Source organism: Streptomyces sp. NPDC039609 (genome assembly GCF_055596705.1).
Map to the genome: position 1 here is coordinate 29,118 of NZ_JBVIUJ010000001.1, position 14,335 is coordinate 43,452.

Consider the following 14,335-nt stretch of genomic DNA (forward strand, 5'->3'; position numbering starts at 1 on the left):
CCTTCTAAGATTCTGATGAAGTGTCAGAAATCATGGAGGCTCTTCCCTCCTGGGGCAAGGGTGGCTAACCTCGCCCGCCCGGAGGACGACGCAGGGGGGACCATGGCCGGCACACATCACTTGGCGCAGCTCCAGGAGCAGCTCGACCCCGCCGGCACGGTGCTGCTCACCGTCGAGTGCCAGGAGGGCGTCGTGGGCCGGAACAGCGCGCTGCCCGAACTCGCCGCCGCCGCACGCGCGTCGGGCGTGCTCCAGAACGTCGCCCGGCTCGTCGCCGCCGCTCACGAGGCCGATGTGCAGGTGCTGCACGCGGTCGCCGAGCGCCGGCCGGACGGACGCGGCGCCAACAGCAACGCCCGGCTGTTCCGGGCCGCCGCCCGACTCCCCGTACAGCAGCACAGCGGCAGCACGGCGGTAAAGGTCGCCGAGCCGATCCAGGTCGCGGACCAGGACCTGGTCGTACGACGGCTGCACGGCCTCTCGCCCCTCGCCGGGACCGACGTCGACCCGGTGCTGCGCAACCTCGGCTGCCGCACGCTCGTCGTCACCGGCGTCTCCGCCAACGTGGCCATCCCCAACGCCGTCTTCGACGCGGTCAACCTCGGCTACACCGTGGTCGTACCCGGAGACGCCATCGCGGGGGTGCCGGCCGACTACACCCCCGCGATGATCCGTCACACGCTCGCGCTCGTCTCCACCATCGCCACCACCGAAGAGGTGCTGGGCTGCTGGAAGAGCCCCCGGCGGGTCACGCGAGCGTGATCGAGTCCCCGTCGACCTTGATCGGCGTCGGCGGCAGCGGGGACGTGGCGGGACCGCCCTTCACGCTGCCGTCCGAGGCGTCGAACAGGCTCTGGTGGCACGGGCAGGTGATGACCCCGTCGGCGACCTTGCTCACCGCACAGCCCTGATGGGTGCACTTGGACGAGAACGCCTTGAACTCACCGGCCGTAGGCTGGGTGATCACCACCCCCTGACCGTCCAGCACCTTGCCGCCGCCCACCGGGATGTCCGCGGTCTTCGCCAAGGGCGCGCCCGGCTCCTTCGCGACGCCCGCCGCGCCGCCGCCGCCCGAGTCGCCGTCCGCACCGCAGGCGGTGAGTACGGCCACCAGACCCGCGCCGCCCGCTGCCGAGACCACCGTCCGGCGTGCCACTCCACTCATGTGCTCCCCTTGCCTTTCGATCACATCGAGGCGATCACCCTGTCAGGAGTCAGTACGCGCGAGCGCCCCGAAACGTTCAGCGTTGGACGGCATTGCCAGCGCGGCCCGCACCTCGCCCGCCAGAGCGACGGGGTCACCGGCCGGAACCGTCGGATAGGACCGGTGTCCGCGCGCCCAGGCGTCGTCACGCGCGAACCAGTCGATGGCGACGGGAGCGGTGCCGTTCACCAGCGCGGTGTCGAGGCTCGCGAAGTACGCCGCCCAGCGCGGCGCGTAGACGTCCTGGACCAGCCCCGCCCACTCCCGGTTGGCATAGTCGTGCAGACCGCCCGTCTCACTCGGCACCCGGTCGCCCCACGTGGTGAGGATCGAGCGGGCGTCGTACTCCAGCCGATCGCGCTCGGCGGGGTCGGCGCCCCAGGAGCGGGCGTCGGCGAGCCATGGACCGAGCAGGAACCGACGATCAGAGCCGACCAGCCGCCCGAGCAGCTCCTCGTCGGCGTTCCACTCGCCCACCAGCGCCCGGAAGCCCTCCAGATCCTTCGCGTCGTACGCCGCCTTGATACGCGGCAGCAGGACGCGGCCGCGGTTGGTCAGCGCCTGCCGCGCCACGTCGACGAGGTCGAAGCGGTACGCGTCCGTGGTCCGCAGCTCGGGAGCCACCTGGAGCAGCTCCGCGAGCGCCCGCTCCACCGTGGCGGCGGAGTAGCGCATGGCGGTCGGGCTCCATCGGGCCGCCCTGGTCGTCGTCAGACTCGGGCGCGCGGCGAACAGACTGTCCTGCGGCTCGCTCCACGTACCGGTACGTGCGCCGTACGGGCCGAGGCGCAGCTGCTCCCAAGCGGCGGCCGCGTGCGGGTCGGCACCGCCGTAGCGCCGGGCGGCGTATGAGGCGAACCAGGCCTGCTGGTCGATCGGTTCCGGCTGCCAGGCCAGTTCGGTGAACAGATCGAAGGCGGCGGGGTTCCCGCCGGTGCCCTCCGGGAGGTAGGCGATGCCGCGCAGCGCGCTGTCCGGCTCGGCCAGCCACGCGTGGAAACGGCTCACCCACGCGCCGGTGTTGGCGCCGAGGCTGGTGTGTCCGCCGAAGTTGGGGATCGAACCGAAGGCGTACGGAGTACCGCCCCACTGCTTCTCGCGGTCGAGGCCGTCGTAGCGGTCGGAGAGTCCGTCGACGATCAGCACCCGACTGCGGTCCACGCCGCTCAGGAGGGTCGTGGTCGGGTTCGCCTGCCAGCCGAGCATGACCCAGGTGGCGCCGGGATGGGCGGCCTCCAGGGCCCGTTGGACGGCGCCGGCCGCGCTCGGGACGTCGACCGGTCCCGGGGTGCCGCCCTCGTGCAGCAGATCCATCTTGAACATGTCGCTGGCGCCGAACTGCCGCTCCTGGAAGCGGTAGTAGGCGGCGGCCAGCCGGTCGAAGACGGGTCCGGTGGGGTCCAGCCAGTCGGGGCGGTCGAATCCCACCCACCTGCCCTGCGGGACGGTGACCGCACCCGGGTTCCGGGCGGCGAAGCCCGGCGGCACGGTGCCGAAGAAGCCCGGCAGCACCGGGGTCATCCCCAGCGAGCGCAGATGGCCCGCGATCCGGCGTCCCAGCGCCGCGCGGGCCTCGATGAGCTGCGTGGAGACCGGGCCCGCGAAGCCCGACACGTTCTGCAGCAGCCACCAGGCCTGATGGGCCGGGCCCGGGATCCACGCGCGCAACTCGGCCGCGCTGTAACCGAACTGCTGGAGCGCCCGGTAGTAGGGGTACTCGGCTCCCGTCGGGACGAAGACCTCGTTCACGCCGTGCAGGGCCATCAGGTCGATCTGGTGCCGGTACGAGGCGAAGTCGCGGTAGGCGCCGGAGTAGCCCTCGTCGGTGTCGTTCAGGGCGTAGCGGTGCGGCACGCTCGCCGAGCGGGTGACAGTGCCGGGGACCGCGGGGAGCGTCGCGGGCAGTCGGCCCAGGCTGTCCCCGGGCCACCCGATGTCGACACCGGCGACCCGCTCCAGATACCAGCCCACCCCGGTGAGCAGTGTGGCCGGCGAGGTGCCCTGCACACGGATCGCTCCGGGCGTCCCGGACACCGAGAAGAAGTCGCCGGAGGCGGGCCGCTCGACCGCCAGCAAGGTGAACTGGGCGGCCCGGGAGGACAGCAGCCGCTCCAGGCTCGCCCGGGCGGGCGCCGGGTCGAAGGCGGGGGCGATGGCTGGGGCGTTCGCGCGGTCGACGGCGGCTGGGGCGTTCGCGGGGTTGGGGGCGGCGGGGACGCGCGCGGGCGCGCTCGCGGAATCCGCGCGTGCAGAGGCCGGGGAGCGGGTGGACGCATGATCGGCAGCCATGGAGGGGGTGGGCGCCGGCACCAGTAGGGTGCCGGTCGCGGTCAGCGCGAGTGCGGCCAGCGTCCGCCGGCATCGAAGGACCAGGTCGGTGCCCATCTGGCTCCCTGCTCGGAGTGATCGACGAATGGTGCGATCACTGTCCGCCGACCGGTGTCGCCGCGGGCGCAGGCGGAGCCGAGGACACCGCGGCGCTCATCCTTGCGGGTGCACGGGACGGCGCAGCCATCCAGCCGCACGGTTCCCGGACCTCGCCGGCGGCACAGCGGGCGAGGCGATGGCCATGGGTTTCGTCACAGATCGTCCGCGGTTCCGGTCGTCTCGCCGCCGGTCACAGGTCCTTGGCCGTTCCGGGGACAGCGGCACCGCAGTCGTCGGGCAGGGTACGGACGACCAGTTCGAAGGCCGCTTCGAGCGAGTCGGTCTCGCCGATGTTCCCCCCTTCGGGGCCCCGGACCCAGTACTGCCCCGGGGCGAAGGTGTACACCTGCCCCCCGACGCGGGCGGCGGGCAGGCCGGTGCAGCGGCTGAAGTACATGACACCGTGGCTGACCCCGGGGAAGAGTCCCCGCAGGCGAGGTTGTGCGTACGCGGCGCGGGCCATGGCCGGGTCGACCAGATCCTGGGTCTCCTCGAGGTAGTGGCGCCACGCCGCGGCCACGAGGTCGGCCGGGTGATCGTGATCAGTCACATGCGTCATAGGGCTTCACCGTAGGGGCACTCGGCGGATCGAGCGGCGGAAGAACGATTCCCTTACGCCGTCGTGTCCGTCGGCTCCTCGTCGGAGCCGATGATCGACTCCTCCAGCTTGCGCAGCAGTCGTGCGAGCTGGCGGCGTTCGGAGGGTGAGAGTCCGCCGAGCATCCGGCGCTCGTTGTCGAGATGCTCGGCGAACACGGTGTCCACCGTGGCGAGGCCCTTGTCGGTGAGGCGGGAGTAGACGACCCGGCGGTCGTCGGCGTCCCGTTCGCGGACGATGAGGCCGTCCTTCTCCAGGCGGTCGATGCGCAGGGTCACACCGGCCGAGGACACCAGACCGGAGTCGGCGAGCTGGCCCGCGGTCAGCCGGTGCGGATGCCCCGCCCGGCGCAGTGCGGTGAGGACGTCGAAGCCGGCCACGGACAGGCCATGACGCTCGATCGACGCCGTGAGTCGGGTGCTGTAGCGCAGGAAGGAACGGTGGAGGCGGGCGAGGACCTCCAGCGGGCTGGTGTCCAGCTCCGGCCTCTCCCGCGCCCAGTCCTCGATCACCCGCGCGACGGCGTCGCGGTCCGACGGCTTCGATACAGCCATGCTCTTCCCCTCGTCCGGCGTCGTCCCCCGCCTTCACCTCAGCGCTGAGAATCTTAGCGCTGAGGTGAAAGTGCGAGGCAGCCGCTCTGCCGGACGCCTCAGGCGTTGAGCTCCTCCAGCGTCCGTCCCTTGGTCTCGACGGCGAAGCAGGCGATGGCCACGCCCACCGCGGCCACCACCGCGAGCTGCAGGAAGACGAGGGTCAGGCTGCCGCCCGCTCCGATGATCGCGCCGACGGTCACGGGGCCGAGGATGACGCCGAGCCGGTTCCACACGCCACCGAACGCGGCGCCCTTGGCTCGGTTGGAGGTGGGATACAGCTCGGGCGAGTACAGGTAGAGCCCCGCGTTGACCGCGTAGAGGAAGAAGGTCGTGCAGGAGGCGAAGACCGCCACCTGGCCGCCCGAGGTCGCGCCGGCCAGGGCGAGCACACCCAGCGAGAGCATGGTGCCGACGAGCGCGCCCATCAGGGCGGGCCTGCGGCCGATGCGGTCGATCAGGAGCGCGACGATGAGGGTGCCGAGCAGGCCGGTCACATTGCTGAGCAGCGTGTAGACGAGCGCGGTGGTCAGGTCCAGGCCGAACGTCTTCGTGTAGAGCGAGGGCAGCCAGGTGGAGATGCCGTGGTTGACGTAGTAGGCGACGAACCACAGACCCGAGAGGACCATCGTCCGTCGGAGGTAGCGTCCCCGGAACAGGTCGCCAAGCCGGCCGTGGGACGTCTCGTCGGTCAGGTTCGCGGCGGGAGCGGGCAGCGCCTCGGCGGTGGAACGGGCCACCTCCGCCTCGATGCGCGCGATGACCTCCTCCGCCTCCTGGGTGCGTCCGCGGGCCAGCAGCCAGCGCGGGGACTCGGCGACCTGGCGGGGGAGTGCGGCGGCGAGCAGCACCGGGATGGTGCCGATGAGGAACATCGCGCGCCAGCCGAACTGGGGGACCACCCATACGGCCACCAGCGTGGCCGCCGCGAGTCCGGCGGGGAAGATCATCTCGTACAGCAGGACGAACCGGCCCCGCTTGTCGGAGCGGGCGATCTCGTTGATGTAGGTCGCGGCGACGGGCACGACTCCGCCGATGCCGAGTCCCTGGACGAACCGGAAGAGCGAGAACGTCTCGATGCTGCCGGAGAACGCGACGGCGAGGCTGGCGAGACCGGTGACACCGACGCCCAGGGCGACGGTGCGGACGCGGCCGATCCGGTCGCCCAGCCAGCCGGCCGCGAGGGCGCCGAGCAGCATCCCGATGGAGGCGGAGGTCACCGCGAGGGTGGCCTGCCCGGTGGTCAGGTGCCACTCCTTCATCAGCACGGGCAACGCGGACGCGGCCAGCAGCTGATCGAACGCCTCGAAGAAGGTGACGGCGCCGATCAGGAACCGGACCTTGACGTGCCACCGGGAGTGCGGAAGTCGTTCAAGTCGCGCGGCTATCGAGCCGATGGCCTGCTTGCCGGCCACAGTCGTCATGGAGGGGTCCTTCCGCGGGCAGGGGAGTTGCCGAGACAGTAGGGGGCCATATCTAAGCGGTCAATGGTTAAGCGCCTAGAGATTTCTGTCTCGCGGGCCCGGTAGCCATCATCGGCTCCGTGAAGGCCGTGCTCAAGGCCGATTCGGCAACGATCTCGACTCGGGGGCTTGTCGAGAAATAGTTAAGCGCTTAGATTTCTAGTGCTTCGACGATTCCGACCAGGATCGCGCCGGACTCCGTCCGTGCCCGGAGCCAACTCCCCTTCCGCCGCCCGCCCGGAGGTCCACCCGTGCCGCTCCTTCCCACCGACATCCTGATCGCGGGCCAGTGGCGACGCGGTGCCGGCGAGCCCGTCGACACCGTCGATCCGGCGACCGGACGCGTGCTCGCCACCGTGCACTCCGCCTCCGCCGCCGAGGTCGCCGAAGCGGCCGAAGCCGCGGCGGAAGCGGTGGCGGACCCCGCCTGGCGGGACATGCTCGCCCACGAGCGCGCCCGGCTGCTGCACCGGATCGCCGAGCTGACCGAAGAAGCGGCGCCCGAGCTCGCCGCCGTGCAGACCGCCGACACCGGCAAGACGCTCACCGAGACCCGGGCCCTGGCGCTCAGTGCGGCGGGCACGTTCCGGTACATGGCCGCCGCCCTGGAGACGGCCGAGGACGCGGTCACGCCGTCCCGCGGCCCGTACGTCACCATGAGCGTGTACGAGCCGATCGGAGTGGTCGGCGCGATCAACCCGTGGAACTCCCCGGTCGCCAGCGACGCGCAGAAGATCGCCCCCGCGCTCGCCGCCGGCAACGCCGTCCTCCTCAAGCCCGCCGCCTGGACCCCCCTGGTCTCCCTCGCCCTCGGGCGGCTGATCACCCGGGCGCTCGACGAGTTCGGCCTGCCTGCCGCACTCCTTTCGGTGCTGCCCGGCAGCGGGAGGATCGTCGGCGACGCCCTCGTACGCCACCCTCTCGTCGCCCGGATCGGCTTCACCGGAGGCACCGAGACCGGCCGGTCCATCGCCGCGATCGCCGGTGAGAAGCTCGTCCCCGCCTCGCTGGAACTGGGCGGCAAGTCGCCGACCATCGTGCGCGTTGACGCCGACATCGAGCAGGCCCTGGCCGGAGTGCTGTTCGGGATCTTCTCGTCCAGCGGCCAGTCCTGCATCGCCGGCTCGCGGCTCTTCGTGGCACGCGAGATCTACGACACCTTCGTCGGCGAGCTCGTCGAGCGGGTACGCAAGCTGCGCGTCGGCCCCGGCACCGATCCGGCCACCCAGGTCGGCCCCCTGGTGCACCACCGCCACCGTGACTCCGTCGCCGCCTACGTCGACCTCGCCCGCTCCGAAGGGGCGCGCGTGCTGTGCGGCGGCTCGGCACCCCAGGGGGAGCGGTACCAGGACGGCGCGTACTACCTCCCGACCGTCCTGGACGGCCTCGCCAACACCTCCCGCACCTGCCAGGAGGAGATCTTCGGCCCGGTCCTCGTCGCCCTGCCCTACGACGACGAGGACGACCTGGTCCGCCAGGCCAACGACTCCGTCTACGGACTGGCCTGCGGCATCTGGACCCGTGACCTGCGCGCCGCCTGGCGGATCGCTCGCCGGATCGAGGCCGGCACCGTCTGGATCAACACGTACAAGCAGTTCAGCGCCTCCACGCCGTTCAGCGGATGGAAGGACAGCGGCCTCGGTACGGAGAAGGGCCGGGACGCGATCCGCGCCTACCAGCGACAGAAGTCCCTGTACTGGGGCACCTCCGACCTTCCCCTGCCCTGGGCCAACTGACCCGGCACGCCCGCCCGTCTGGAGAGACTCATGCACCACACACCGCCAGGTCCGATCGCCCGGCTCCGCTCACTGCGCTCCGTCGAGCTGTACACCCCGGCCTTCACCGAGGCCGCCGGCTTCTACGAGGACGTCTGGGGCCTCGAAACCGTGGAGTCCGACACGGGGACACGCTGGCTGCGCGGCACGAGCGACGAACACCACGTCCTCCAGCTGACCGAGCGTGAGCGCGTCGGCCTCGGCCGGATCTCCTTCGCCGTCGGAACCCCGGCCGAGGTGGACGAGGCGGCCCGGCGCCTGGAGGCGCGCTCCCTCGTCCCCGTCTTCGGCCCCGGACCGCTGGATCAGGCAGGCGGCGGATACGGGCTGCGGTTCACCGACCCCGAAGGGCGCCTCATCGAGATCAGCGCCCACGTCGAGGCGGTCGTCCCGCGCGGACGCGACGGCGCCGTGCCCGTCGGGGTCACCCACGCCGTGCTCAACACCGTCGACATCGACGCCGCCGTCGCCTTCTACTGCGATGTGCTCGGCCTGCGCGTCTCCGACTGGTCCGAGCACCAGATGGCGTTCCTGCGCTGCAACGCCGACCACCACTGCATCGCGTTCAACCAGGCCGAGTGGACCTCGCTCAACCACGTGGCGTACGAGATGAGCTCGGTCGACCACTTCATGCGCGGCCTCGGCCGGCTCCGCCACCACGGCATCACCCCCCAGTGGGGACCCGGCCGCCACGGTCCCGGGAACAACACCTTCTCCTACTTCACCGACCCCTCCGGACTGGTCTGCGAGTACACCTCCGAGGTCGCCCAGATCGTCGAGGACGCGTGGATCGCCCGCGTCTGGCGGCGGGTCCCGGACCTGTCCGACCTGTGGGGGACGGCGGGTCCGCCGTCGAAGGAGATCCGCTGCCACATGGCGGGCGCGCCGGACCCCGGCCCGCTCGCTCCCGTCGACGCCCAGGAGGTCACCGTATGAGCACCGTACGCAAGGTCGGCATCGTCGGCTGGGGTGCGATCGGCCGGATCGTCGGCACCGCGCTCGCCGCGGGCGACGTGAGCGGCGCAGAGCTCGAGTGCGTCGTCGACAACCGCCCGCTCGGCGAGGCCTCCCCGGCCCCGCAGGTCCCCTTCGAAGAAGCGCTGGACCGCTGCGACCTGATCGTGGAGGCGGCGGGCCAGGGAGTCGTACGGGAATGGGGCGAGCGGGTGCTGGCCTCCGGCACCGACCTGCTGATCGCCTCGACCGGGGCGCTGACCGACGACGAGCTGGCGAAGCGACTGCTCGCCGCGGGCCCGGGCCGGGTGTACTTCACCGGCGGTGCCGTCGGCGGTCTCGACCTGCTTCAGGCGGCCCGCTCGCTGGGGCCCCTGAGCGAGGTCCGGCTCACCACCACGAAGCTGCCCTCGACCCTCGAACAGCCGTGGATGGACGAGGAGTTGCTCGGCCGGATGCGGACGGCGACCGGCCCGGTCGAGGTCATGACCGGAACGGCCCGCGAGGTTCCGGTCAAGTTCCCGAAGTCGACGAACGTGGCCGCCTCGGTCGCGCTGGCCGTCGGCGACCTGGACGCTGTGCGGGTCCGGGTCGTCGCCGATCCAGCGGCGCACCACACCCGCCACCTCGTCGAAGCGGCCGGCGCGCACGGGAGGTACCGCTTCGAGGTCGCGCACCTGCCGGACCCGGGCAACCCGGCGACCAGCCAGGTAGTGCCGTACGCGGTACTGCGCAGCCTCGCCGCGCTCGCCGGACGGACGGGACAGATCCTGTGAGCGTCGACGTCCTCGCCGCCGTCTCCACGGACGTCCACGTCGAGGAGGCCGGTGACCATGGTCCCCTGCTCCTGTGCCTGCACGGCATCGGCTCCTCGTCGGCCGCCTTCGCCCCGCAGCTCGCGGAACTCTCCGCGTACGCACGGGTCGTCGCCTGGGACGCCCCCGGCTACGCCTCGTCGCCCGACCCCGAAGTCACCCTCACCCTCGACGACTTCGCGGACCTGGCGGCAGGACTGATCCGCGAGCGCGGCGGAAGCGCCCATGTGCTCGGCGTCTCCTGGGGCGGTGTGATCGCCCTGCGGCTCGCCGCCCGCCACCCGGATCTGGTCGCCTCGCTGATCGTCGCCGACTCCAGCCCCGGCTCCGGCACGGACGAGAAGAAGGCGGCGGCCATGCGGGCCCGCGCCACCGAGCTGGCCGAACTCGGCCCGCCCGCCTTCGCCGCGGCCCGCGGACCACGCCTGGTGTCGCCCGGAGCCCCGGCCGAACTGGTCCGGCGGGTCGTCGACACCATGGCGGCCTCGGTGCGGCTGCCGGGCTACGCGTACGCCGCCGAGTCCATGGCATCGGCCGACCTCCGCGCCGAACTGCCCTCGATCGCCGCGCCCTCGCTCGTCCTCTGCGGCGACCAGGACCAGGTCACCGGTATCGAGGCGAGCCAGGCCATCGCCGGTGCCCTCCACAAGACCGCCTTCGTGATCGTCAAGGACGCCGGTCACCTGGCCAATCAGGAGCAGCCCGGGCGCTTCAACGCCTGGATCCTCTCCCATCTCCGTATCACCGCACGCATCCCCGAATAGGAGTTGTCTCCCATGCCTCTGACCACCACCGAGTACGACAACGGCGGCGACCTCGCCGCCTACACCGACGCGCTCATCGCCACCAGGGCCTCCCGGGTGGCCGACTTCGACACCCTGTCCTTCCAGGAGAAGGCCGGCTCGCAGTTCCGCCGGGGCCAGATCCGGTATGTCGGCTCGGGTGCCACCGGCAACCACGAGAACGACAGCCGGATCATCCCGTCCGGTGGGTTCACCTTCTCCAACATGCTGCTTCCGCCCGGTGCCGAGGGCCCGGCCCACACCCACCACGACGTCGAAGAGGCCTTCTTCGTCCTCGAGGGCGAGGTCAAGGTCGGCATTCACCGCGGCCCCGACGAGGTCGAGTACCGGACGCTCGGATACCGCGACATGATCGTCGTCCCGGCCGGCGTGACCCGTTCCCTGAAGAACGAGGGGGACACCGACGCCCTCTTCTGCGTCGTCATCGGCACGCAGAAGCCGCAGGTGCCGACGTACCCGGAGTACTCGCCGATGCACGGCGTCACCCGTGGCTGACCTGCCCCCGGCCGACGTACGCACCGTCGTCGTCACCGGAGCGGGCCGTGGTCTGGGACTGGCCATGGCCCGCCGGGCGGGCGAGGACGGCTTCCGAGTCGTCGTCGCCGAAGTGGAGCGGGAGCGGGGCGAACACGCGGCCGCGGAGCTGTGCGCGGAGGGCATCGACGCCCGCTTCGTACGCTGCGACGTCGCCGACCCGGACTCGGTGGCCGCGCTGGCGGCCGCCGTGCGGGAGATCGGCCCGCTGTACGGCCTGGTCAACAACGCGGCGCTCGCCAACGGCGTGGGCGGCAAGGAGTTCCAGGACATCGACATCGAGGTGTGGGACCGGCTGATGACGGTCAACGCCCGCGGCCCCTGGCTGGTCTCCAAGGCCCTGTACCCACTCCTCGCGACGCCGGGCCGGATCGTCAACATCGCCTCGGACGCCGCGCTCTACGGCTCCCCGCGCCTCGCCCACTACATCGCCTCCAAGGGAGCCGTCATCGCCCTCACCCGGGCCATGGCGCGCGAACTCGGCGACAAGGGGATCACCGTCAACGCGGTCGCCCCCGGCCTCACCGAGTGCGAGGCGACCGAGACCGTGCCCGCCGAGCGGCACGACCTCTACCGCATGAACCGCGCCGTCTCCCGGCCGCAGCAGCCCGACGACCTCACCGGGATCGTCTCCTACCTGCTCGGCGAGGAGTCCCGCTATCTGACCGGACAGGTGATCGCCGTCAACGGCGGCTTCACCATGAACTGAAGCGCAGGAGAAACCGCTATGGATCTGGGCCTCGCCGACCGCACCATCGTGGTCACCGGCGGCAGCTCGGGCGTCGGCCTGGCCACGGTCCGCGCCCTGCTCGACGAGGGCGCCCGCGTCGCCACCTGCGGCCGTGACGCCGACCGTCTCGCCAAGGCGGCTGCCCGGCTCGGGGCCGGGCGCGACCGCCTGTTCACCGGCGCGTGCGACGTACGGGACGCCGACGCCGTGGACCGCTTCGTGCGCAGCGCCGCAGACGCGTTCGGCGGCGTCGACGGACTCGTCAACAACGCCGGACAGTCCCGTATGAAGGGGCTCGACGATTCGACGGCCGAGGACTGGCGCGACGAACTGGAGCTCAAGTTCGCCGGGGTGCTGAACCCGCTGCGCGCCGCGCGCCCGTACCTCGCCCGCTCCGAAGCGGCGAGCATCGTCAACATCAACGCGGTCCTCGCCAAGCAGCCCGAGCCCCGCCTGATCACCACCAGCGCCGCCCGCGCCGGCATCCTCAACCTCTCCAAGTCCCTGTCGGCCGAACTGGCCGGCGACGGCATCCGGGTCAACTCCGTGTGCCTGGGACTCATCGACACCGGCCAGTGGACCCGCCGCCACGCCGCGGCCGCCACCGGCACGAGCTACGAGGACTGGCAGGCGGAACTGGCCGCCGACCGGGGCGTCGCCCTCGGCCGGCTCGGCCGGGCGGAAGAGGTCGCGTACGCCGTCGTCACCCTGCTCTCGCCCCGCGCCTCGTACATCACCGGCACCAGCATCGACGTGTGCGGCGGCGTCGGCCGTTCCATCCTCTGAGGAGACACCATGCGTTACGACAACGGAGGCGATCTCCTCGTCGCCGTCCTGCGCGAACTGGGCATCGACACCGTCTTCGGCATCGTCAGCGTGCACAACCTGCCGCTCGTCGAGGCCGTCGACCGCGAACTGCGCTTCGTTCCCGTACGCCACGAGGCATCGGCCGTGAACGCCGCCGACGCCTACGGACGGGCCCGCGGCTCCCTCGGCTGCGCCCTGACCTCCACGGGAACCGGCGCCGGAAACGCCGCCGGATCGCTGATCGAGTCGCTGAGCGCCGGCAGCTCCGTGCTGCACGTCACCGGCCAGATCGAGAGCGAATTCCTGGGCAGCGGACGGGGGTTCATCCACGAAACCAAGGACCAGCTCGGCATGTTGACCGCCGTGTCGGCCCACGCGGCGACCGTGCCCGACACCGAGAGGGCGGGCCGCATCCTGCGCGAGGCCGCGCGTGCCGCGCTCGGCGAGCCCGGCGGAACCGGCGGACCGGCGAGCGTGGAATGGCCCATCGACCTCCAGTACGCGCCCCAGACCGACGGTCTCGCCGTTCCCGGCCACCCGGCCGTGCCCGCCCCCACGGACGGTGAACTGGCCGCCGCCGGCGAGCTACTGGCCTCCGCCCGCCGCCCGCTCGTCTGGGCCGGCGGCGGCGCGACCGCGGCCCGCCCCGAACTCACCCGCCTCCTGGAGGCGACCGGAGCGGGACTGCTCACCTCCAACTCCGGGCGCGGCACGGTGCCCGAGGACCACGAACAGGTCATCGGCAACTTCGCCACCACCCCCGCCGTGCGGGCCCTGCTCGCCGACGCGGACGTGCTGGTCACCATCGGCACCCACTTCCGCTCCAACGAGACCGCCGACTACACGCTGGACCTGCCCGCCGCGCACATACAGATCGACATCGACGCGGCGGCGCTCGGCCGGGTCTACCCGGTCGCGCACCCCCTGCACGGCGATGCCGCGCCCACCCTGGCCGCCCTGACCCGGCACGCCGTACCCGCCGAGGACGGCTGGCGGGACCGCGTCCGCGCCGTACGCGCCGACGTACGGGCCACGCTCCACGACAACATCGGCCCGCAGGCCGCGATCTGTGACGCCATCCGCGCCGCGCTGCCGCGCGAGGCGGTCGTCGCCCGCGACGTGACCATCCCGTCCAGCAGCTGGGGCAACCGCCTGCTGGAGATGTACGACCCGCGGGACAACGTCTTCCCTCGCGGTGGCGGCATCGGCCAGGGCCTCGGCATGGGGATCGGCGCCGCGCTCGCGCGGCCCGACGCGCCCACCGTCGTCCTCGCCGGTGACGGCGGACTCGCGGTGCACCTGGGCGAACTGCTCACCCTCGCCCAGGAGCGCCCCCGGCTCACCCTGATCGTCTTCAACGACGGCGGGTACGGCGTGCTCCGCAACATGCAGGACCGCCACAGCGAGCGACGCTCCGGCGTCGACCTGGTGACACCCGACTTCGAACTGCTCGCCCGCGCCTGCGGCCTGCCGTACCTGCGGATCGCCGCCGAGGAGCACGCGGCACCGGTCATCACCGAGGCCGTCTCCTCGGACGGGCCGACGCTCGTCGAGGTCGACCTCGCGGCCCTGGGCCCGATGAAGAACCCGTTCACCCCACCCGTGAGGATCCCGGGCCGGTAATCCGGTCCC

14 protein-coding genes are annotated in these 14,335 nt (G+C 71.9%); 9 read left to right on the forward strand and 5 right to left on the reverse strand.

Annotation, left to right across the window (positions count from 1 at the left end; translation table 11 throughout):
• Nucleotides 1-102: 102 nt before the first annotated feature.
• Nucleotides 103-762, forward strand: a complete 660-nt coding sequence (locus ACZ561_RS00155; RefSeq protein WP_470987597.1) for a cysteine hydrolase family protein — start codon at nt 103-105, stop codon at nt 760-762.
• Here the strand turns inward: ACZ561_RS00155 and ACZ561_RS00160 are convergent.
• The 5 genes from ACZ561_RS00160 to ACZ561_RS00180 form a co-directional block, all read right to left on the reverse strand.
• Nucleotides 749-1,165, reverse strand: coding sequence for a Rieske (2Fe-2S) protein (locus ACZ561_RS00160; protein ID WP_470987599.1), 417 nt, complete (start codon nt 1,163-1,165; stop codon nt 749-751). The genes ACZ561_RS00155 and ACZ561_RS00160 overlap by 14 nt on opposite strands.
• A 42-nt stretch (nt 1,166-1,207) precedes the next feature.
• Complete coding sequence (locus ACZ561_RS00165; RefSeq protein WP_470987601.1) at nt 1,208-3,589, reverse strand: alpha-N-acetylglucosaminidase; 2,382 nt, start codon at nt 3,587-3,589, stop codon at nt 1,208-1,210.
• 232 nt (nt 3,590-3,821) lie between these two features.
• The gene (locus ACZ561_RS00170) at nt 3,822-4,190 is read right to left on the reverse strand and encodes a DUF6193 family natural product biosynthesis protein (RefSeq protein WP_470987604.1); all 369 of its coding nucleotides are present in this window, start codon (nt 4,188-4,190) and stop codon (nt 3,822-3,824) included.
• A 53-nt stretch (nt 4,191-4,243) separates the two neighbouring features.
• Nucleotides 4,244-4,783 (reverse strand): MarR family winged helix-turn-helix transcriptional regulator, encoded by a 540-nt coding sequence (locus ACZ561_RS00175; protein ID WP_376432523.1) that lies wholly within the window; start codon nt 4,781-4,783, stop codon nt 4,244-4,246.
• A 98-nt stretch (nt 4,784-4,881) separates the two neighbouring features.
• Nucleotides 4,882-6,246: an MFS transporter gene (locus ACZ561_RS00180; RefSeq protein WP_470987606.1), complete on the reverse strand. Its 1,365-nt coding sequence runs from the start codon at nt 6,244-6,246 to the stop codon at nt 4,882-4,884.
• A gap of 290 nt (nt 6,247-6,536) precedes the next feature.
• Between ACZ561_RS00180 and ACZ561_RS00185 the strand changes: the two genes are divergently transcribed.
• Genes ACZ561_RS00185 through ACZ561_RS00220 form a run of 8 tightly spaced genes read left to right on the forward strand, consistent with a single transcriptional unit; the run spans nt 6,537 to nt 14,326 of the window.
• A complete protein-coding gene (locus ACZ561_RS00185) occupies nt 6,537-8,021 on the forward strand; it encodes an aldehyde dehydrogenase (protein WP_470987608.1) in 1,485 nt (494 codons plus the stop codon).
• Nucleotides 8,022-8,051: 30 nt separating this feature from the next.
• The gene (locus ACZ561_RS00190; protein ID WP_470987610.1) at nt 8,052-8,996 is read left to right on the forward strand and encodes a VOC family protein; all 945 of its coding nucleotides are present in this window, start codon (nt 8,052-8,054) and stop codon (nt 8,994-8,996) included.
• The gene (locus tag ACZ561_RS00195) at nt 8,993-9,790 is read left to right on the forward strand and encodes an aspartate dehydrogenase domain-containing protein (protein ID WP_470987612.1); all 798 of its coding nucleotides are present in this window, start codon (nt 8,993-8,995) and stop codon (nt 9,788-9,790) included. The genes ACZ561_RS00190 and ACZ561_RS00195 overlap by 4 nt, the downstream gene beginning before the upstream one ends.
• Nucleotides 9,787-10,593, forward strand: a complete 807-nt coding sequence (locus tag ACZ561_RS00200) for an alpha/beta fold hydrolase (protein WP_470987615.1) — start codon at nt 9,787-9,789, stop codon at nt 10,591-10,593. The genes ACZ561_RS00195 and ACZ561_RS00200 overlap by 4 nt, the downstream gene beginning before the upstream one ends.
• A 12-nt stretch (nt 10,594-10,605) precedes the next feature.
• Nucleotides 10,606-11,127 (forward strand): cupin domain-containing protein, encoded by a 522-nt coding sequence (locus ACZ561_RS00205; protein WP_376432535.1) that lies wholly within the window; start codon nt 10,606-10,608, stop codon nt 11,125-11,127.
• Complete coding sequence (locus ACZ561_RS00210) at nt 11,120-11,875, forward strand: SDR family oxidoreductase (RefSeq protein WP_470987618.1); 756 nt, start codon at nt 11,120-11,122, stop codon at nt 11,873-11,875. The genes ACZ561_RS00205 and ACZ561_RS00210 overlap by 8 nt, the downstream gene beginning before the upstream one ends.
• 18 nt (nt 11,876-11,893) lie before the next feature.
• On the forward strand, nt 11,894-12,682 hold the full coding sequence (locus ACZ561_RS00215) for an SDR family oxidoreductase (RefSeq protein ID WP_470987620.1): 789 nt from the start codon (nt 11,894-11,896) through the stop codon (nt 12,680-12,682).
• A gap of 9 nt (nt 12,683-12,691) precedes the next feature.
• A complete protein-coding gene (locus ACZ561_RS00220) occupies nt 12,692-14,326 on the forward strand; it encodes a thiamine pyrophosphate-binding protein (protein WP_470987623.1) in 1,635 nt (544 codons plus the stop codon).
• The last annotated feature ends 9 nt before the right edge of the window (nt 14,327-14,335 follow it).